This is a genomic window from Blautia segnis (assembly GCF_014287535.1).
In the GTDB taxonomy this organism is placed as follows: domain Bacteria; phylum Bacillota; class Clostridia; order Lachnospirales; family Lachnospiraceae; genus Blautia_A; species Blautia_A acetigignens.
The window spans coordinates 19,568-42,327 of the sequence record NZ_JACOOT010000004.1 but is presented as its reverse complement, the minus strand read 5'-3'; the positions used below and the strand labels follow the sequence as shown (position 1 = coordinate 42,327).

Annotated in this window: 11 protein-coding genes; all 11 read right to left on the bottom strand. The window is 42.8% G+C overall.

Annotation, left to right across the window (positions count from 1 at the left end):
* Positions 1-18: 18 nt before the first annotated feature.
* A complete protein-coding gene (locus H8S54_RS01840) occupies positions 19-1,446 on the bottom strand; it encodes a four-carbon acid sugar kinase family protein (RefSeq protein ID WP_186900765.1) in 1,428 nt (475 codons plus the stop codon).
* A 67-nt stretch (positions 1,447-1,513) separates the two neighbouring features.
* Positions 1,514-3,475 (bottom strand): glycoside hydrolase family 127 protein, encoded by a 1,962-nt coding sequence (locus tag H8S54_RS01835; RefSeq protein ID WP_186900764.1) that lies wholly within the window; start codon positions 3,473-3,475, stop codon positions 1,514-1,516.
* A gap of 47 nt (positions 3,476-3,522) precedes the next feature.
* Positions 3,523-4,188, bottom strand: coding sequence for an aspartate/glutamate racemase family protein (locus tag H8S54_RS01830; protein WP_117849481.1), 666 nt, complete (start codon positions 4,186-4,188; stop codon positions 3,523-3,525).
* Between the two features lie 200 nt (positions 4,189-4,388).
* The gene (locus H8S54_RS01825) at positions 4,389-6,443 is read right to left on the bottom strand and encodes a beta-galactosidase (protein WP_186900763.1); all 2,055 of its coding nucleotides are present in this window, start codon (positions 6,441-6,443) and stop codon (positions 4,389-4,391) included.
* 27 nt (positions 6,444-6,470) lie between these two features.
* Positions 6,471-8,486 carry a beta-galactosidase gene (locus tag H8S54_RS01820; RefSeq protein WP_021925074.1) on the bottom strand — a complete coding sequence of 672 codons (2,016 nt, stop codon included), beginning with the start codon at positions 8,484-8,486 and terminating at the stop codon, positions 6,471-6,473.
* A gap of 89 nt (positions 8,487-8,575) precedes the next feature.
* The gene (locus tag H8S54_RS01815) at positions 8,576-11,224 is read right to left on the bottom strand and encodes a hypothetical protein (protein ID WP_186900762.1); all 2,649 of its coding nucleotides are present in this window, start codon (positions 11,222-11,224) and stop codon (positions 8,576-8,578) included.
* Between the two features lie 69 nt (positions 11,225-11,293).
* On the bottom strand, positions 11,294-12,325 hold the full coding sequence (locus H8S54_RS01810) for a glycoside hydrolase family protein (RefSeq protein ID WP_186900761.1): 1,032 nt from the start codon (positions 12,323-12,325) through the stop codon (positions 11,294-11,296).
* 28 nt (positions 12,326-12,353) lie between these two features.
* A complete protein-coding gene (locus H8S54_RS01805) occupies positions 12,354-15,851 on the bottom strand; it encodes a glycoside hydrolase family 2 protein (protein WP_186900760.1) in 3,498 nt (1,165 codons plus the stop codon).
* Positions 15,848-18,220, bottom strand: coding sequence for a glycoside hydrolase family 2 TIM barrel-domain containing protein (locus H8S54_RS01800; protein WP_186900759.1), 2,373 nt, complete (start codon positions 18,218-18,220; stop codon positions 15,848-15,850). Before H8S54_RS01800 ends, H8S54_RS01805 begins: the two co-directional genes overlap by 4 nt.
* A 40-nt stretch (positions 18,221-18,260) precedes the next feature.
* Positions 18,261-20,807, bottom strand: a complete 2,547-nt coding sequence (locus tag H8S54_RS01795) for an alpha-L-rhamnosidase (protein WP_186900758.1) — start codon at positions 20,805-20,807, stop codon at positions 18,261-18,263.
* Positions 20,808-21,011: 204 nt separating this feature from the next.
* Positions 21,012-22,721 (bottom strand): type 2 periplasmic-binding domain-containing protein, encoded by a 1,710-nt coding sequence (locus H8S54_RS01790; protein WP_186900757.1) that lies wholly within the window; start codon positions 22,719-22,721, stop codon positions 21,012-21,014.
* Between the last annotated feature and the right edge of the window lie 39 nt (positions 22,722-22,760).

Genomic DNA, 22,760 nt, shown 5'->3' with positions numbered 1-22,760 from the left:
TCATGATTTCACAGCTTTTCAAATTAATTCTTCCACGATTTCCTTCAGAGTACTTACTTCCCCTACATTGCCTGGGAAAATAATATAAGGCATTCCGGGGAATTTACTCTCTTCTCCGGTCATCCAAACCGGAATTCCCTTCTTCACCTGACCCATAACCCGGGCTTTCTTTACATGAAGTGCCTTGGTTCCCACATCTGAGGATGTGATTCCGCCTTTTGCTATAATAAATTTCGGTTTCACCTGAAGCTTGCCGATAATACTTGTCACAGCATTGGAAATTTTTACGGAAATCTGCAGTTTCTCCTCCGGAGTCATGTTCTCCGGTGCAAGAAGCTGTCTGCTTGTATAAATTACAACGGTTCTGCCTGAAAGGATTTTTTCCTCTGCTGCCTTCACCGTTCTCTCTACCTCTTTCTCCAGACCATTTTCTTCGAAAACGGTGTTTACCTGGAATTCCATAAAATCGACCTGTCCGTCCAGTTCCTTCAGACAGTTCAGCTGGTCTGTAGTCTTCTTCACGTGGGAACCGATCAGAACGATTCCACCGTTTTTGGTCGCACCCTCCAGCTGTGCTTTTCCAAGAAGAGGCTGGTCCAGAATGCGTCCCATTACCTTGGTAAAAGCTGCTGCTGTTCTTGCCATATAATGTTTTCCCTCTTTCATAGCAAGCACCAGTGCTGTACAAAAAACCTTCAGATCTGCGTAGGAAACTGCATTCACAATAATCTTCGCCATGTCTTTCGCAGATATAAGCTTTGCTTTGATCCCCTGTATATCCAACGCATTCAGCTCTTCCAGAGAAATTGTGATGCAGTCTTCTTTTTTATATTTTCCGGCTGTTTTTTCCTCAACATATTCCGTAAGGTCGGAGGATTTGTAGCCGAAGGTCTTGTCTTTTGCAAACTCTGTCATTCCGGCAGGAACCAGATTGTCCTGTTCTTTTACATAATGGATGTTATCCATTGTATAGCGTCCGCCCTCTGGGAAAAACGGGCAGATAATCTCCCCATCAACAACAGCGCCCTCATTTTTTGTCAGACCGTCTGCCAGAAGCTGTGTTTCCAGCGGATAGTGACCTCTTAAAGTAGAATCTCCACGGGAAATAATCATAAAATCCTGTCCCAGTTCTCTGGCAACCTTTGCCACTCTTGCGGCAATATCCAGATGAACTCTTGTAGTTTCCTCTACAGAAAAGCTCCGTGAATTGGTGAGGATAAAAAACATGTTTTCTTTTTCCTCAAATCCCTTGCGAATGGATTCTTCTTCCCAGTCAGTATAAACAGACACATCATGAACGGTCTGAACTCCAGTCGGATCATCATCCAGTACTACTAATTTTTTATGAAAACCTTCCATTGCCTTGGAAAGAAGTGCTTCTGCTTTGTCGGCATCTGTTTTGTCTCTTTCCGCAGCAGTCTGGAAAGGAATTACTTTGCATTCCATAGCTTCTATAACTCTCCATTCTGTTGGTGTCTTATTGCCCAGTCAATTACGGGCACAGTACCCATTTTTATACGGTATATGCGATTGGAAACCAGATTCTCATCTCACCGTAATCACGGTTATCCCATGCATAATATGGAATCAGACGTACATGCTTTTTGCTCATACCATGGTATTTCAGCGGCTGATACAGAGCATTTCTGTCAAACTCAGAACGGTCAATGGTATATTCCTCAGTCTCGAGGGCTGTCATTTTTCTTCCCTCGATTTCAAATTCAACAGGAACAAACTCTGCATTCAGATCCAGATAAATGTCATCCAGAGTCGATGCATGGGTATCTACACTCTCGCAGCAATATACCAATGGTCCTCTCTCAATTGCAGCCTGTCCCACAGTTTCTTCAACCATGTTATTAGCTACTGTATAGCGGATCTTCATATCCAGATTCAGCTGTACATCCATATTCTGTAAATCCTCTACGAGAATATCCAGATAAGTGCCTGCATCTGCTGCTGTCAGCTCGCGGTCTGTGCCAGCGCCCTTGATGTGACCACAAGCTGCCCATCCCGGAACACGCAGTCTTAAGTGAACAGGAGCATTTACCTTCACATTCTTTGCTGTGAAGCGGATTGCTCCATCGAACGGATAATCAGTGGACTGTACCAATGTGAATTCTCCGCCATTTTCCAGCTTCACCTGTGCTTCACTAGCACCGTACATACCGGTCCATACGCTGTTATCAGATGTAAGATATGCATATTCGCTGGACTGGGCGATGGTTCTTGCCAGGTTTGGCGGACAGCAGTAGCTGAGAATATATTCGCTTCTTGTAAGAGGCCAGATCAGCTTATAGTCAAGCTTCCTGGCACGTCTTAACATATTTTCATAGAAAAATCTTTTTCCGTCCAGGCTCAGTGCAGCCAGGTTGGTATTCAGCATCATTCGTTCCAGAATATCAAAGTACTCTGCCTTTGGCTCCAGCTGGAACATGCGGTATGCCCAGAAAACGCCGCCAAGAGATGCACAGGTTTCATTGTATGCAGTAATATTCGGAAGCTGGTACTCATAGCCATATGCTTGATGAACAAGCTGATGATCAAAAAAGTATCCATACGGAGAGGCACCATTATACAAGGCTCCACATCCGCCGGTAATATAAAGCTTTTTATCCACAAGGCTTCTCCATACTTTGTGGAGAACATTGATATAGTCCGGATCTTCCTCTTCCAGGCAAAGATCTGCTACACCTGCATAGAGATAATTGGCACGAACTGCATGTCCAAGAATCTTCTCATGCTGCTTCAGCGGAATCTTATCCTGGTTGTCATCCAAACCGTTCTTTACGCTGTCACGAAGCGCAATCGCCTGCTTTGCAAGCTTTAGATAACGTTCCTCGCCAGTGGTACGATACATTTCCACAAGTCCCATATAATGGGAAGGGCAAACTGCAGTCTGAACCTCTCCTGTGCGCTCCGCCTCTTCATACAGATGCTCCAGATAATCTGCCGTTCTGGCTGCAATTGCAAGAAAGCTGTCCTTACCTGTAATTCTTTTATGTACACAGGCCGCTGTAAACATATGTCCGAAGTTGTATACCTCGAAATCGTTAATATCTCCCATTCTGGAAACGCCGTTCCCGCTTCTTTCTCCAATGATCTGCTTGGTGGAAAGATAGCCGTCCGGCTGCTGTGCTCTTCCGATGAGATCAATGTATTTTTCAATCTCGTCCTTCAGAAGCTGGTTATCTGTCTGATAAGCCGTATAAATGGCAGATTCCATCCATTTATAAAAGTCTCCGTCTCCGAAAACAGTTCCGTCAAAATCTCCCTGCGCATCTCCGGCGCAGATTTTGAAGTTCTCTACTACATGGCTGATATCCTTGCTGTCAAACATGTGCTTCAGCTGAGGCACAGTGCTGTTCGCGCAGGTATCAAAGCGTTCCTTCCAAAGACCGCCTGTCCATTTTACTTTCATCCCGTCCAACGCATGTACCTTCGCGTAAGGGGATCTGGTTGTATCTGTCAGCATGGTTGTTCTCCTTTAATTGTGCAGTTTTGTTCTCTATATGATTAATCTTATAATCCTTTAGCCTTCAATGCAGCTGCAAGTGCCTGTGCGCCAAAACGTGGGCTGGAAAGTACAGGTTTGCCAATTTTCTCATGAATTGCATCTTCTGCATATGCCATAGATCCCTGAGCCAAAAGAATCACATCTACCTGATCTGCGATTTCTTCTGCCTTTGCACAAAGAAGAGCTTTAAATTTATCCTGGTCTGCGCCGAATGCATCTACAAGTCCATCAACCAGTTCTACATGGCTGTTCATTTCTCTTGCAACACGGGAGACTGTATTCTTGGTAGGCTCCAGGGTAGTAGGAAGAGTTGCAAGTACGCCTACTCTCTTGCCAAGGCGAGCTGCTTCACGGCACATTTCCTCATCAATACGAACAATCGGGATGCCTGTGTAGCGTCCAATATTCTGTGCGGCATCTGCAACTTCTCCAACAGAAGAGCAGCAGTTTAAAATTGCATCTGCCCCGTCAGAAACAGCCTGCATGTACATTCCCACAAGGCGAGCTGCTGCACCTGCAGTTACATAACCATGCTCTCTTACCTCTGCAAGAATAGACGGATCCTGATAGTTGAGAATTTCCGGGGTATCTCCAAGATTTTTTCTGATTTCTTCGTTTACACACTCAATAAGTTCTGGTGTTGTGCTAGTATAAACAATTCCTAATTTCATTTCAAATGTCTCCTTCTTTTTCTGTTTTAACAGTCTTCAAACCCTTCCGATTTTTGAATTTTCTATTTTCACTTGTGAATTATACCCATTAAAGCCTATAAATTCATACCATCTTTTTTGTAATCTATACAAAAATTTTACGATTACAAAGCAGTCATCGTCAAGTCCAATTTCTTTATTTAGTGTCACATTTATTATTGTTATGACTGTTTACAAATCACCGCCACATCATAAGCAGCTAGCGATAATGTTTCGTTAATATCTTCTCCTGTGAGCAAATTCCTACCTGTTACATTCTTTATCAGCGATTTTTCTTTGCCATGATTCAGATAGAATTCATAGGTAGTGTCTTCTCCCTGACGTTGATGGTATTCCACTTCTCCCGGAAGATCCTTAACTGCAATTCCGGCATCAGCAAGCATTGTTTCAAACAGACTTCCCATTTCTTCAGGTGCAACTCTTGCTGCTATGTAATAGGCACGACCATTTTCTCCGGTATGAGTATCGCTTTCCCATTCTTTTACAGTTAATGCGGCACTTCCCTCATAGAAATCAGTTCCATAGGAAGCCAGGATCTGTGCATCCTGAACCCGTAAGATTTCTGCGTAATCATATACAGTCCATTTTTTTCCATCAGGAAAACACAAGCTGTTTCTATCAGAGGAATATAAGGTGTCAATTTCCTCACTAATCACTCCGAACAACTCTGCCAGCCCGTCTCCTGGAAAACCGCCAAGATAGCACAAGGTATCTTTATCCACATATCCGGTAAAATAAGTGGCTAGAAGCTGACCGCCGTTTTTCACAAATTTCTGCAGATTTTCTGTGGTTCCCGACTGGAGAAGATAAAGCATAGGCGCTACAACTACTTTATAATCACTAAGATCATCACTGGAACCAACCACATCCATTTCTACTCCCAGCTTCTGAAATTCTTTCCAGATTCCAATGCAGGTTTTTTCATAATTTTTTGTGTTTTCACTTAATGCTTTTACATCCTGGATTGCCCAACGGTTGTCCCAGTCAAATAACAGAGCTGTTTTTGCTTTTACCAGTGTTCCTGCTGCAGGGGCAATTTTTTTGAGCAAAGCACCAACCTCTGCCACCTCCCTGAAAATTCTGGTATCATCCTTTCCAAGGTGATCTACAACAGCTCCATGATACTGCTCAAAGGAGCCGCGGCCTTTTCTCCACTGAAAATACTGAGCAGTATCGGAACCACAGGCAATTGCCTGCATGCACGCAAGCTTGTGGACGCCAGGTCTTTTCACTTTGTTGTATGGATGCCAGTTTACAAGTCCCGGAGCACTTTCCATCAGCATAAAGGGCTTGTCCTTTTTCAGTCCGCGCATCACTGCATGATGGAATGCATTTTCTGTCATAGTTTCATAGAAGCTTTCGTAATCATTGTTATAGCGTGGATAACTGTCCCAGGAAATCACATCCAAGGATGGCGCCATTTTGCGGTAATCCAGACCGTTATAAAGCATCATAAAGTTTGCGGTCACTGGAATGTCCGGGGTGACTTCTTTCAGAACCTTTATTTCAGAATTCATGAAATCATTCATGTTCCAGGTAGTAAAGCGCCGCCACTCCAGATTCAGCCCCATAATACTGCCTTCGCCGTTTGCAAAAGGAGGTTCCACCTGGTCGAAATCATTGTAGCGGTGACTCCAGAAGGTTGTCCACCATGCCTGATTTAATTTGTCAATGTCATGGTCAAACTGATCTGCCAGATATTTCTGGAAGCGCTCTACGCACAGAGGGCAATAGCACTCTCCGCCTAATTCGTTGGAAACATGCCACATAATAAGGCCAGGATGCTGTCCGAATTTTTCAGCCAGCAGATTGTCTATAAGTGCTGTTTTTTTGCGATATTCCGGTGAGGACATGCAGTGATTGTGACGCACTCCATGATGATTTCGCTGGCCGTTTTTTCCAACTCGCATTGCTTCCGGATACTTTTTGTCCAACCATGCAGGTCTTGCACCGGAAGGTGTGGCAAGGATCGTATAAATGCCATTTTCATATAAACTGTCCATAATTTTTTTCAGCCACTCTAAGTGAAATTCGCCTTCCCTAGGCTCATATACGGACCAGGAAAAAACGCCAAGTGTAACACAGTTCACACCTGCTTTTTTCATCATTCTGATATCTTCTTCCAGAATGTCCGGACGATCCAGCCACTGTTCCGGATTATAGTCTCCACCATGGACGAAACCATTTAACTTGGGAAATAAAATATTCTTTTCCATTTCAACACTTCTCCATTTTCTTCCAAACTATTCCTCAACTATGGTTACAAATACGTCTCCTGGCTGAATCGTATTCTTCCCGGTAAATTTCCGCTCATCAATAAGGCTTTTCAGTTTATCTGTTCCAAAATCAACTTCTGCCTCTTTACTGTTATGATTAATCACAAAAACAATTCTACCTTTATCGGATTTTCTGACTGTCAGCTCCACACCTTCATCTGCAGAATATACGCTTTCGATATTGCAGTCTTTACAAATTTTTTCCATCAGTTCTTCCAGAAATTTCTGTTCTGGCTGAGTTCCAATATAGTAAGCTTTTCCTTTTCCGAAAGTATTGCAGGTCACGCATGGAGTTCCTGCATAAAAGTCATCTTCATAGGTTGCAAGAACTTCCGCACCACCTTCTGGATGAATAATATCACACAAAAAGTCACAGGAATATTCTTCTCTTGAAACCATATCCGCCTTTTCGATTTTCATATGATTCTGTTCATACGGACGAAGAGCGTCCGTTTCTTCTACCCAGATTCCAAGCATGTCCTTTAATTTTCCTGGATAAGCACCGAATACGCAACGGTCATTTTCATCTGCAAGTCCAGACATAACTGTAGTAACCAGAGTTCCGCCATTTTTCACATATGCATTTAACTTTTCGCCAATATTATTTTTTTCCATATAAATCATAGGTGCTATAACGAGATCATATTTCTCCAGCTCTGCCTCAAATGGCAGAAAATCTACTCCGATATTCTGGCGATACAGGGTTTCATAATAAAGAGAAACTGTTTTTAGATAATCCATATCCTTAGACGGACCGCTGGAAAGTTCCAATGCCCACCAGTTGTTCCAGTCAAAAAGGATTCCTACCCTTGCAGGTGTCCTTCCATTCAAAAAAGTATCTCCTATATGCGCTAGCTCAGCTCCCAATACACTTGATTCCCTGAAAACTCTTGTATCCTCTCTTCCTGAATGGCTAATAATTGCCCCGTGGAATTTTTCCTGTCCGGCAACAGACTGTCTCATCTGGAAAAACAGGCAGGTATCTGCTCCATGCGCCATTGCCTGATAGGATAATCTTCTCACTTCACCAGGACGTTTTAGCAGATTATAAGGCTGCCAGTTCTGCTGATTTGGAGACTGCTCTGTTAGAACAAAAGACTGGCCTCCTTTTAAGCCTCGCATAATATCATGCTTCATTGCCACGAAATACGCCGGATCATCTGGCCACGGATAGTTATCCCATCCTACTATGTCCAATTTCTTAGTCATGGTAAATTGATCTAATTTCTTGATAAAACCAGACATATTTGTCTGAATAGGAATCTCCGGATTATATTTTTTCAGAATATCATATTCATTCTGGAAACATTCCGCTGTTGAATCTGTTACAAAGCGCATATAGTCTAACTGAATTGCCGGATTAAACCGATAATCATCATTTAATTCTGTAGGTAGTGTTACTTCTTCAAAGCTACTGACAATTCTTCCCCAGAACGTGGTGTGCCATCTTTTATTCAGTTCATCCACTGTTCCATAACGTTTTCTTAACCATACACGAAACTTTGCCTGACAGGTCGGACAGTAACAATAGGTTCCATATTCATTGGAAACATGCCACATCGCAAGTGCTGGATGATGGGCGTAACGCATAGCCATTTGCTCTGCAATTGCAGCTGCTCTTTCTCGATATTTCAAGCTGTTTACGCAGAAGAACACGCGCATTCCATGAGTTCTTTTTCTTCCTGCAATATCAACAGGAAGTACTTCTGGATATCTGGTGGACAGCCAGGCCGGTTGTGCAGTAGTTGGAGTAGCAAGGCATACATGAATACCGTTTTCCCAAATTTTATCAATGATTCGGTCCAACCATTCGAAATTATAAACACCCTCGTCTGGCTCAAGCTTTGCCCATGAAAAAACTGGAAGAGTTAATAAATTAATTCCAGCTTTTTTAAACAAGCGCATATCCTCATCTATTGTCTGATCATCCCACTGGTCAGGATTATAATCTCCGCCATAATATATTCTGTCTGCTTTCTTCATCTTAATTTTCCTCTCATATTGTTTCTGTAATTTACAGCATTCTCAGGTTCCGCAAACTTCAAGTTTAACAGCATTTCAAACTCATCTAATTAATATCGCATATACGTCTCTATCACCGGTGCTTCTGTAATTCCGGTCGCAGGTATCTGCAAATGAGTGGATGCACCATCTTTCAACTTCCAGACAAGAGTAGTATCTACTTTTATTTCAAGATGATTTTCACCGTCCAGAAGTGCATCTGTAACCTCCACTTTCGCAGGGAAGCCAGCCAAATAGCCCACATCTTCTCCGTTTAATTTCACTCTCAGGCAATCCGCCGCTTCCGGGAATTTCAGGCTGTAATGCTCTCCTTCGTTCTTCTTCCAGGTGAAGCTTCCTGTATATAGGTAGCTTCCCGTATAAGCAGGGAAATAGCCCCTTCCGTTCATGTTTGGAAGCTCTTTATCTGCTTTTAGCTGCAGAGTTTTTCCCTCTTTGATAGTTACCTTCCACGGAATATAGAGGGTAGTCTGTTTCTCAGGAAAGTGTATATCGGACTCAATTTTTATTCCTTCTTCTTTAATATGCTCTATTATTTCCAGACACAAAAAGCAGCTCTCTCCAGGCTCCAGACTTCCCAGGATCTGATGTGCATAGCCTTCTGTCTGTGCCGGATAAGGCTTCAAATCAAAGCTTTGGGCGCGATTAAACCAGGGATCATAAAAGGTCAGTCCATCCAGTTTATCGTCCTGTACAAGCAAAGAAAAATCAGCTCTTCTGGACACGCTTTCGTTAAACAGCATTGCGCAAAGCCCTTCCTCTGTCTGGTTCACGATCATGCGAAGGTCCTGAAGGTTTTCGGAAATTGTTCCCTTACCGTTATCTGTAACTGCAAGTTTACGCATCCTGTGCTTTTCACTTTCTGCCGCAGCTTTTTTTGCCAGATTATCTAATGTTACAATCTCTACCCACTTGGAAAATGCTTCCGGCAATTCTGTTCCTTTGGTAGTTTTTTCAGGCAATTTATCAATTATGTAAACCTTTAATTTATTTTTCTGATTGGCTTCTATAAACTGCACTACACGCTCATCCAAGCACTGCGCATATGGAAGAATCAGACTTGCGTAGGTCTTGTCCAGAATCTTCAACACTCCATTTTCTACGATAGCTTCTGCAAAAATATCTGCCGGAATCACATCATAATCCAGCTGTTTTTCCATAAGGGCACGGCCTGGTTTCTGGAAATACATTGCTTCGCCGCACCACCCGCTTTCTCCATGATAAAGGATTGCCGCATCTGCCAGATGGGTTCCATTGCTGAGAAAATGGGCACTCCTGTTCATGTATTGCATGAGCCAGGTGAAACACTCAAATCCCGGATTATTACCGCCTGCATAAAAATGCGGCGGACAATCAGGATCTGGATATTTCATGGAAAAAGCATGTGGCGTGAACTCATTGATTCCTCTTACAAGCATATGGTTAGTCAGCCATTTCATAAAGGAATTACCTTCTGCCCATCCATAGTTTCCGAAGATTTCACACAGCGCACGGTCTTTTTTGTTTTTTTGAATATGAGCTGCCGAGCTTCCTAATTTGGCCAGTCCGAAATGGAAAAATTCGCCGTCGCGGTCTCCTGCAATCCATTGATGAACCGGTTGTGTAAATCCCGGTACAATCTGATGATGAACAACATCAATGCCAGCCATATGCTGTCCTTCCATTTCCCTGAAATAATGTCCGATGCTGCAGCCCATCCGTGCATGTGCATTGTCATCTTCAATAATATGTCCGATATATTCTACACCATGTACCTGACACCAGCTTCCAATCTGACCGCTGAAGCAGGTGTGTACCAAATGGGTCATTGCATCCATATATTCTGTACGAACCTTTGCGGTTTTTTCTTCGGAATCGTACCACAATGCAGGAAGATTGGTGAGAAATTCCTCTTTCCAGGTCTCTGTTAGTTTTCTTTCCAGCTCATCGCTCCAAGGCAATCTGATATCTTTCTGGCCTAACATGTTGTCAAAGGGATAGCCTTTTACGTTGCCAAGCTCTGGCTCATCAGAGAAGAAGCCAGCAATCACATTTCCGAAATATTTACTGTAGCGAGCGTAATGCTTTTCATAAACTTCATCCAACAATACCTTGACAGATGAGGAATCGATCAGATTCATATAATGATCTCTTCCGCCCCCGGTTCTGGTGGTAAATAAGATAAAAAGGCGATAAGCTCCTTCTGGAAGATCAAAGTACACAAAACCGTTTTCCATGGTATCTGTAAGATTCAAAATGCCGCTTCCTTTTATTGCCAAAGTCTGTCCATCTGGCTTTGGTACTGCCAGAATTCCCAGTAGTCTTCCATCTGAAGGAATAAAATTTTCCACCAGAACTGCACTGTTGCGGCAGGGACCCATAATGTCCATATGTCGCTCTCCAAGGTACAGCTTTGACTTTTCCGGGTGCTTTTCAAATCCTCCGTTAGCATATCCCGTTGGAAACTTTTTATCATCCAGAATCCAGAGACGAAGGCCTCTTTTTTCAGCTTCTTCACAAATAAAATCCAGATTTTCCCACCACTTAGGGCCACAGAAATCCGGATGTGGTCTGGATTCCAGACAAACCTCACGGATACCGCATGCCTCTATTTTATCCAGCTCTTTTTTGATAGTTTCATTATCTTCCCCTTTCATCCAAAGGAATGGCAAAATGTGGCTGGTACACTTTCCCTGAAGCAAAGCTTGTAAATGTTTCATACACTCTCCTGTTTCTTTTGTATCATAATATTGTTCTGTTTATGTGCGTTTATTTTTGTCAGAATCAGGTCAAAATTTCTTATTTGCTGCTACGCATATGGTTCTGTATTCACCGTATGCACTAGTTGGATCTCCCTCTTTCCAAGGGCAGGTTGCACAGTAAAAGTGATACAATGTGTCATCTTTTTTTACAATAGATGCCTTATGAACATGACCGCTGTAATAAGTTCCCTCCGGGCCAAAAGAGAGGATTGGTTCCCTTACTTTTTCCCAGTGAAGGAGATCAGCAGACAGGGCCAGTCCTTCCTGGGCGTGACTGTGTCCATCCTCATAAATCTTGCCATAGCCAAAGTAAAAATTTACCCAAATATCCCCATCCTTCACAATATATGGATCAGATACAAAGCGCTCATCCCAGGATTCCCGGTTTACCTTCATCACTGGATTTCCTTCATATCTTTCCCAGTGAAGAAGATCCTTTGAGGTTGCAACACCTGTCTGTTCCGTCCAGCGTTCTTCTTTGTCTTTTGCATTATAAAACATGTACCAAATGTCATTATTGCGGATAATGCAGGCTTTATAGAGTCCGCCAGCTTCCCAGTCGGCACCGTCTTTCCAGGAGAAGCAAGGCTTATCAGGAAAATGCCAGTCTAGCAGCTCTTCGTCTTCTGTCCACGCCAGACCAATTTCAGCGGGGCCATTTTCATAGCCTGTGGAAGGATAAGAATGATAAACCAGCCAATATTTTCCCTCTACTTTTCCAAGCTTTGGAATCTGATTAAAATCATCACTTTCTTTAATCATCCAGGTGGCTGCACCGCCAATGCGATCCCAACGGTCGGAATCCAGATTTCGTTTGAGAATTACGCCTTTATGCTCCCAGTGAAGAAGATCATCACTGGTTGCTAAGGCTGACTGATATCCTTTGCCGTCGAAGCCTGTATACAACATATAATACTTGTTCTGATGCCAGAAAACAAATGGAATATCTACTGCTTTTTCATCAAATGCACCAAGAATTCCGGATCCATGAAGTACTGGTTTTTCATAACGGTAAGGAGTCAGATACTTCTGTATTTTCGGGTCTGTTAATTCGATCATTTTATGTATTCTCCTGTTTTATAATCTATTATTTATCAACCTGGCATGTTTTAGTGACTGTGCACAGCTTCATCTTAACAGTGCCGCAGGTGCCGTCTCTTATAATAATTGGAGGCTTTCTCACATTTCCCCAGGATATATGCGGGTAGGAAAAATCCTGGTTTATCATCAGCTTAACAGGCTCTGTATGATTTGTTCCAAGTACTCGCAAATAGTCCAGAACTATGTAACAATCTGTGGCGTCTTCTGCTTTTTCTCCGCACACTTCAATGCGAATCGTATGCTCTCCATAAGGCAGATTTTTAATAGAAAAAATCGGCAAATGATAGCACTTATCGTAACCTGCAGAGCAGCAGGAGAAATCAACTCCGGCACTTCTCTGGCTGATATGGGATGCTTTCTTTTCCCCGTCTACATATACGTCTGCCATGCCAAACGCAGGATCCTGAGGACCGTACCATAGGATTCCGGTGCCCTGAAATTTACAAGTAAGTGCAGCACCTTTTTCCCTGCTCCACATCTCCGTTCCGTGGTCGCTTTCCTTCTTATCCATTACCTGATACCAGGTTCCGGTATAGGCAATTTGTGAGTCAGATTCCAGAATTTTTTCTTCTTTCGGATCAAGCACTTCCAAACGGATATTAGCTTTGGAGACTTCCCGCCTTCTGTTCTGATCGGACTCCTTTTGGGCACCGAATATTTTCAGCATTCCGATTTTACCAGCATCTTTTTCGCCATTAAATGCATTCTGTATTTTAGTTCGGTCCTCATTATAAACATACGCTTCTGCAACATCCTCTTTGGTACTTTTGAAATCATTACTTCCATGATATTCTCCATCATAACGCCCAAAAAGAATATCGTCACGCATGTCTTCCCCCCAGGAAGTCACTGGCATTTCACCCCAGATATTGGATCTGGTAAAGCGCTTTGCAGTTCCCTGATTTCGGGAAATATGGTCCTTTGGATAGAGAGAAATTCGTCCCTCCTGATCCGGATCCATATTTCTTCTCCAGGATAAGGTGTCCACAGATGGATCCAGAATGTATGCTATTCCAAGCTCATCCAGCCCGCCGCAATCTACACCTACACGAAGCTTTATCTGCTTGGGAAGATGTTTTTCCAGGTGAAGGATCTGATATGTTGTGTAGAAGGTTCCGTCATTTTGAATCTCTATTATCCACTCTATAGATAGCGTTTTTTCATATCCGCCTTGAATTCGAACTTCTACAAAATTCTGGTTTTCTTTCACTGCAAAAGAGGTCATATACCAGGCTCCTAGCTTCAGGTATGGGACATTTAATATTGGACCGCCAACCAGAATTTTATTATTCTGCTTTGCCCAGCCGCCGGTCAAAAGGCCGGTCTTAACATTGAAAGAAAACTTAAAATCATTTCCCGTTATGAAAACTTCCTGGTTTTCTTTATGAATCTTTAAAGCTTTTATATTTTCTGTTTCATCTGCACTTAACTCAAACAGCGGAGCTTCCACATAATCTCGGGAAAACACCTTCATTTCATCTATCTGGCAGTCATTTCCATCCAGGAATTCCAGTGTAACCGGAGACTGATCCTCTGCATTTTCCAGCGGCAGTAAAACCTTAATCACCTTTCCCGGCGCACATTCCGGAAGCTTCCAGATACCGTTTTCGTCACCGCATTTCCACTGCACTTTGACTTCATTTAAATTGGTGTGACAGAAACGATTTTCTATAATCAACAGAACCTTTTTCTCCTGAGCCTTTACTTCGCTATGAATAACTTTAATTGGAGAATAGGCTTTTCTGGTCATGTAAAACTCCGGTTTCTTTCTTCTCCAGACATCAATGATTCCCCATTCCATCTGTCCGTTTCCACCATCATAAAGATCCGTTTCATCGATTCCAGCCCAGATTGCACCGCCAAGAGCACCCTGGGTATTCCAGATATTATCCCAGAAAATACGGATGCTTTCGCCCCAGTAGCTTCTGATGTTTGGATCTCTTCGCATCTCCTCACGGTTGTAGCAGGCCACATGTACATATTCGTCATGAAGCACAGGCATATCTTTTCCAGGTGCGCCTCCCACACTTAAATTGTCCTTTTTTCCTGCCAGGTCAGCATTATATTCAGAGTAATGAATGCTCCAGATATCTGGCATTTCATGCTCTTCCCGAATAGTCATTGGATAGCTGAATTTTGTCATTCTGGTAGGATCCTTCAAATGCGCAAAGCGATTAAGAAGATCAAAGTTATGGCCTCCAAAGGACTCATTACAAAGAGACCAGATAATTACGCAAGGATGATTGTAATCCCTTGCCATTGTTTCTGCAAAATGACTGAGATAACGGTTTGTTTCCTTAGGATCACGCTGTGTATAGGGCAATGTCCTTGCAATAAATGCTAATGCCAGCTCGTCTTCCACGTAAATTCCATGCTCATCACACTGGTCAAGAAAATATTCGCTTGGCGGATAATGGGAGGTTCGGATATAGTTGCAGTTTGCTTCTTTAAACAATGCTACATCCTGTTCAATCAGCTCATTGGTCAATGCACGTCCGTTTCTTGGACTGATTTCATGGCGGCACACACCACGTAATTTCACCTCATTATGGTTTACAAATAGACGATTACCCTTGCGTTCCAGCTTTCTGAGACCCACCTTTTTTTCTGCCTTTTCCAGTAGTTCCCAGGTACCAGAGATAGAATCTAATTTATATAATATAAGTTCAAATCTGTATAGTCTTGGGTGCTCTGCATCCCAGAGAACCGGGTTGGCTACATACAGCTGATCGGTGTAATAGCCTTTAATTTTATTGTCTAAAACCAGGGATTTCTCCTTTGTTTTTATACCGTTTGGATCGTACAAAACAAACTCAGCTTTATATACAGCAGCACTAGCAAGCCGACCTTTTTCCTTCCCGGCAGCCATTTCTACAGACTGTATTTTCCCCCTCCTGTCTATGCTTCCAGGCATATCTGCCAGGTCCATATCCACCCGCAGGCTGCAGGTTTCCATATCCTCGTCAAATAACGGTGACAGATAAAGTGCATTCACATAAGCTTCCGGTAATACATACAGCCAACTGCTGTGAAGCATCCCACCATGGCTATAGGCACTGACAATATCTGCTTCTTCATCCACATCGATAATGAGTGAAATGGCATCTTTTCCACATACTTCCTCCGTAATGTCCACATTCCATGTTATAAATCCATTTTCATGATATGCTACCTGTTTTCCATCCACATAGACTGTGGCAAAACCATTAATCCCCTGGAATTTCAGCACAATACGACTATTTTTTTCTCTCTTTGGAAGCTGTATCTCCCTCTCATATCTGTAGTGCTGTGATAATCCCTTTTTGTGAAGAATTCCCATGTCAAAGGGCACCTGAACCTGTTGTATTGCACCATCTTTTTTGTCTGTTACTTTCCAGCTTCCATCCAGGCAGATTACTGAATTTTCTGCCGCTTTACTCCATTTTGGAAGGGGAATCACTCTTGGCATAGGATAATTTTTTAATTCATCTATAGTCATATTCATTTGTCTTCCTCCAACAGCATTTGTATTCTGAAAGACTCCCGCACGCCTGGAATCAGCTTTACATCAGGTCTTCGAACGCAGCCTCGTACCATTCTGGGATAATTAAAGTCTACTGCAATATTCATTTTGAATCCACCTGTATAACTGCTTCCTTCCAATACTGCATAATCAATCGAAGTGTATGTATTCTGCGCTTTTGCTTCTTTTGTTCCGGTTACCTCTATGCGAAGTGTATGTTTTTTTTCTTCCAGTCCATGCACCTCTGCCAGTATCTGTCTATAGCGTTTTTCATAGCCTCTGCTCATTCCCGGAAAATCCACTTTCGGTGGGTACTGACTCATATCTTTCTTCCAGAGTTCTCCGTCCAAATATACGTTACACATCCCATATAAAATATCCCATGGTCCATAAACAGTGATTCCTGTCCCTGTAAACCTCAGTTCCGCATAATCTCCTGCTGTATTGCTTAATGTCTCAGATCCGTTAAGATTTCCACAGTAATCTTCCATTTTTATCCAATTACCCACATAATTTATTCGCGGATCCAAATTATCTACAATAGCCCCTTCTGTTAATTCAGCTGCCGGTTCCAGCCGAACCTTACACCCCTGAGAAACTATTCGTATTCTATCCGGTTCTGTTACATAATAAGCTCCGCCCTTCTCTCCTAAGCCACCACTTGAGATGCCGATTTCTGCTTTCACACGGTGTGGCATATGACGGAATAACTTCTGAACTTCATATGCAGTTTCCAGTATTCCATTCTGAAAAATAGTAAGATAAAAACAAAGATCAAGGGTATTTTCATAAGTTCCGCTTATCTTTATCTGTACATTTTCCGCCCCATCTACAGAACAAATTTCAAGGCTTCTTCCTATCCATTTTCCAAGTAAAAATCCTGCTGTATTCAAAAATGGGCCACCTTTTATCAGTACTTTTTTTCCTTGTTTTTGTATAAGCCCAGCTTCCTTTAGCAGACATTTTTTTCTGGAAAAAACATAAAAAGTATTGTCATTTTCTATGTAAAGAGCATCTTCCGTCCACTGAATTTTCCAGTTTGTATTACGGATTTCATTCTGCCTTCTGAAACAATTTATCTTTGTTTCCACCACAGAATTCTCATTTTCCAACTCCGCGTATGCTTCTTTTGAAGCTGCTCCATATGCATTTTTCAAGTGATAATATTCTGGCTTCGGATTATGATTCACGTCCAGAATTCCCCATTCATAATCCATCAGCCCTTCAAAGCTGCCGTCCTCATCCACGCCAGCCAGCACTGCTCCACCGAGGCACCCTGAAGTCCGAGCTGATTTTTCTACAAAAGTACGAATGCTTTTTCCCCAGAAATCACGGATTCCAGGATCTCTTTGAATTTCATCCCGGTTATGGCATACTATCGGTGACCAGACCTCGTGAAGTACAGGCGCTGGATAATCTGCATCTGCAACCATATATCCAATCTCATTTTCAGCCCCTGGCGTGTGGAAAATCACCATCTGATCATACGTCTTGTCAAAAGGAAGACGCCAGTCAATGTCATGAACTGGCCACACATCCATCTGTGGTTCTTCTTCTGGAATGGACATTGGCAAGTGAAAGGTCATCAGGCGAATATCATCCAGTTCCCTGATGCGGTCACGAATGATTCCAAAATTTACTCCCCATGCGCAATCATGTCCCAGTGACCAGAGAAGCACACTGGTATGGCTTCCATTTACAAGCAATTCTTCTGCTGCTGTTTCAAATTCTTTTTGCATATGTGGCAGCTCACTGATGTTCTTTTTGGTCTGTCCCAGTTCATAGAAAGGAGCTGTATTTTCCACCCAAAAACCCATTTCATCACACAGCTCCAACATTTTTTCACTGAATGGATAGTAAATACTGCGGATAAAATTAATGTGTGCTGCCTTAAATAATTCCAGATCACGGCGCAAAACCGTCTCCCAATTTTCCATCTTAGAATCTGGTTCACGGTAGCAGATTCCAAGCAGCTTTACAGGCTTATGATTCCAAAAAACCTGCTGATTTTGCCGCTTCAAAGAACGAAATCCAAGCTTTTGTCCATGCCTTATATAGGTTTTCTCATTATTCTTATCTGATAACTCAAGCACTATATTCACCTGGTACAAAGCCGGATTTTCAGGTGTCCAGCACTGTACTCCCTGGCATTTAAATACAGCTGTTTTTACCCTGGCAGTGTCTTGTCTGAGCTCACCTTTTTCTTTCAAAAGGACATTATTTTTATCTCTGATTTCCAGAAGGACTGCAGCATTTTCTTCATTTGTGCTCCCTCTGTATTTTATGATTAATTCCATCTGTCCCTCTGGATTTTCTACCGTATCCAGCCATATCAGCTTCTGTTTTTTCATTGATTATTCCCCCGATGATCTATCCTTACTGTTTTCTTATTTATATCTCATACTCATAATATCCGCTTCCCACAATCATGATTTCTTTCCCATCCGGTGATTCCAAATGCGCTGTAAGTCCCGGCGGAATCTGGCAGAAAACCCTGGTTTTCTCATTTTCCCGTTTCCACTTTACACTGATTTTTCCATAAGAATGCATGGTCCAGGCATTTACCCAGTCCACGCCTTTTTCCGGGTGCGGCTGAATTCGGATTTCTTCAAATGAAAGCCCGTCGCGAACCAGTTCCATCCCTCCAAGAGATCCATAAAACCACTCTTCAATACTTCCCAGCATCAGGTGATTCTGGGAACCGTGAATGTTTCCAGGCTCTGGTCCGTCCCATTCCTCAGTAAGGGTTGTTGCTCCATTTACGACCTGATAGCCGTATCCTGGTTTATCTGTAATATTCGTCATCTCATTGAGTACATCTGACATGCCATATTTCATCAGTGCAGCAATCAAAAACGGATGTCCCACATCACCAGCTGTGATGGCATAGCCTCTTTTTACCACATCATCCTTCAGCTGCGAAACCACTTTATCCTGATACTCCTCCGGCACCAGTCCCACGATCAGGCTCATGGCCTGTGCCGCCTGACTGCCGTTTGCATAACGTCCGGTCTGGTCATCCAGAAACTGCAGATTGTATTCCTCAAATACCAGTTTCATTTTCTTCTGATACGCTTCTGCAACCTCTTTTTTCCCGAGAAGCTGTGCTATTTTTACCATAATCTGAAGGTCATAATAATAAATACAAGTCGCCACAACGGGAACCGGAGTGTTCTGGGAATGCGGGGTGCAAGGACCGATATCCAGCCAGTCTCCAAGTCCGTGATGAAGCACTTCATGGTGCGTTTTGGAAGAAAGGTACTCCACATATTTCTTCATTACCGGGAAATATTTTTCCAGCAATGCAAGATCTCCGTAACGTTTGTATGCATACCAGGGAGCCAGCACACAGGCACTTCCCCACTCAGGTGAATCCAGAAATCCCTTATGCCACTTATCAAATCCAGTCACATATTCCGGACAAATATCCGGTATCAGACCATTTTCCCGTTGAGAATCGGCCATGTCTCCTTCAATTTTTGTATACAGATTATGCACATCCAGATTATACATAATGGAAGGTCCGATCAGATGTGTCTGCTCCAGCCAGCCCAGCTTTTCCCTATGTGGACAGTCTGTGAAATAACTTTTTGTATTGCTTTTAATTGCCTGTAAAACAATTTCATGTATCTGATTAAACAGAGTATTCGAGCAGAAAAAATCTCCCGCCTGGTCGATATCCGGATAAATAAATTCCCCCTGTAAAGTGATTTCTTTTTCTGGAACAGCCCCTGTCATCTCCACATAACGAAACCCTGTATACGTAAAATCCGGTGCAAATTCCTGTTCTCTTTCCTCATTTAATATGTATGTCCAGGCGTAATCTTTTCCTGTTACAGACTGATCAATCCGTCCGTTTTCATCTAACTTTTCTGCAGTTTTCAGAACCACCTTCTGTCCTGCTTTTCTGCCATCTGTTTTCAGGAAAATCCTTGCCCATCCGGAAAAATTTTTTCCCAGATCATACTGCCATACCCCTGTTTCTACTTCTCTCACACTAACAGGTTGATAGATTTCTTTTATCTTTAATGGTTCCATTGGTGCCGGTTTCAGTTCCCCTAAAGGTGGTTCCACACACACGGCAGCTTCCCAAATTTCCGATGTATCTGAGTTCAAATATTCCTTTGTCCATCTTCTTCCATCGAAATCTTCTCCACCGTAAATACAGCAAAATTCAATCGGACTTTTTGCTCTTTTCCAGGATTCATCCGTCACCACATATTCCCGGCTATCGTCCTCATAAACCAGCTCCAGCTGGCACAAAAACTTAGCCTTTCCGTAAGAACGCTGGAAATACACATAGCGACCTCCCGGAACATTGAACATACAATCCCCCAGCTTTACCAGAATTATATTCTCCAAATTTTCCCCTTCTGCAAAATATTCCGTCACATCATATGCCGTATAAAAGCAAGTCTTTCGAAAGTCTGTCCAGCCAGGTTCCATTACATGATCAGACACTCTTTCTCCATTAATCCAGCACTCAAAAGCCCCCATTCCACACACATAAAGCTTGGCCAGCTTCACTGCCTTTTTGCAGCTAAACTTCTTCCGATACAGGTGATATTCATAGTCCGTTGTCTCGCCAATAAACCTTCCTTTCCAGTCCTTGCGATTATAATAAGCAGTCTCAAAGGAACTCTCTTCTTCTGCGGTCATCGCGCCTTCATCGCTGGAAAATGTACAGCTTACATGCCAGGTCATTCTTTTTCCTGACTGAAGTTCCTTTCCTTCATACTGAATTCCAGCCATCCGGGAAGATTCTACAGTTCCGCTGTCCCAAACAGAATTTCCCTGCTCATCCCAGACCTGCACCCTATAGCTTTCCTGGCACACATTCCTTTTTTCTGTCTCAACTCTCCAGCTAAATACAGGTTTTTTACTTCCTGCCAGAATATTTTCTCGGCGATTATCTGTCATCAGATCGTACAGTTTCATTGCATATTCCTCCCTCTTTATAGATAATTCATTATAAAATTTACCTGATATATTTTGAATGGAAAAAACGTATATCTCCTATGTAGATTTTTCATATCCCCCACATTAAAAAGCCCTCCCCAGCGAAAGCACATAACCTGTGCCTTTCCGCTGGAGAGGGCTTCTCTTTATGAAAGCAGAATTTTTAAAGCCTTATTGTTTATCTTATTTAACAGTTTTCTCATTCAGAGTTTCAATGATTTCATCAAAGTCTTCATCTGTCTGGCTCTTGATGTCATCAATGTAATCTTCCCATGCATCGTCATCATTAATATCGTTCTCACCTGTGATAAACTGAAGCGCAAGCTCTTTTACTCGTGTCTCGCAGGTTCCGCCATATCCAAGCTCTGCTTTTGCAGAAGACTCTTCGGCAGTCAGATAGGTAACCGGTGCTCTGTCGTATGGGGAAACAGAATCCTCTCCGCCGTTGGCATCAGACTCAACCCAGTATTTTCCTTCATAGTAACCTTTTTCAGCATTCCACCATGGCTCCGGATTAGAAGCAACCTCAAGCATTGCGTTGAAATCAATCGGGTTAAATGGAATACCGGTTCTGCAAACGCTAGAAGAGGTAAGTCCATACTCAGCGGATTTTGTTGCAGGTGTTGCATCGTTCAGAATATCATCTACGAAAGTCTTAGTTCCATCAGCTTCTGTATAGGTTTCGCCTTCAACACCCCAGTTCATAAGGTTTACCATCTCATCAGAATACTGATAGTCGATCATTGCTACTGCATATTCCGGATGCTCGGTTTCTGCACTGATATAAATACCCATATTTGCATTCAGAGATTTGGCAGCCTGTCTGGAACCCCACTTCCAGGCAGTACCATACTCTGTATTCTCCGGAAGATATGCAAGGCCCCATTCCATGTTGTCATCTGTCTTAGCAGCATTCCAGCTTGCTACAGATCCTGACCAAAGTGTCGGGCAAATACCGCCAACATTTGTTGTAGCTTTTGTCTGACCCTGATTGAAGTCTGCTGTTGAAAACTCGGGATCAATATATCCAGCCTCATATAAGCTATTCAGATATTTCAGGCACTCACGGAAATTATCCTCAATCGGTCCGAATACCCATTCCTCACCGTTGTAGTACAGGCAGTCCCATGTGTGGAAAATTCCAACAAATCCACGGTACAGGGTGTAATCTTTTGTGTTGTTGATAATAACATAATCAAGATCAAGTGATCCATCGTCAATCTTTGCCTGCATGTCAGAGCAAAGCTGTGTAAACTCATCCAGTGTGGCAGCCGGCTGCCAGCCGTTTTCTTTGAGAAGATCAAAACGATATGCAAATGCTGTGAAGGACTGTGCTCCCTGGATGTCATCCGGGTTATAGAAGCCGTCCATAAAGTAATACATGGATCCGTCCTCATTCTTTGCGAAATTCTCGCCGCCGTTTGTCTCTTTCATATATTCCGGATAGTAAACCATATAATCGGAATAATCAGCAAGATTTAATAAGGTGCCGTCCTCACCGTACTCATTGACCGCTGATCCCTTTGTTACAGTAGCAATATCCGGAACTGAACCGGACTGAAGTACAACCAGCTCATTTTCCGAATAGTCCTTCGCAGGTGTTCTTGTCCATGTAATGTCAAGCTTGCAACCAAGGTAATTCTCCATAGCCTCCTGCCATTTTTCCTGAACCAGTGTTCCGTCAGAAGACTGCTGATAATCTGCGATGCTTACTTCCAGATGTAAAGTTCCATCCTCAAGCTCCGGAAGCTCAATGCCGTTATCTGCAGCTGTTGCTTTTGGTGCTGAATCCTCTGCCCATACAGCAGTTGTTCCCATGGTTGTGAAAAGTCCTGCAGCCATTGCTACTGACATTCCCATAGCGGTAAGTCTTTTGGTGGTTTCTCTCTTCATAATTTCCTCCATTTTCTTTTTTAGACATTGTTGAATAGT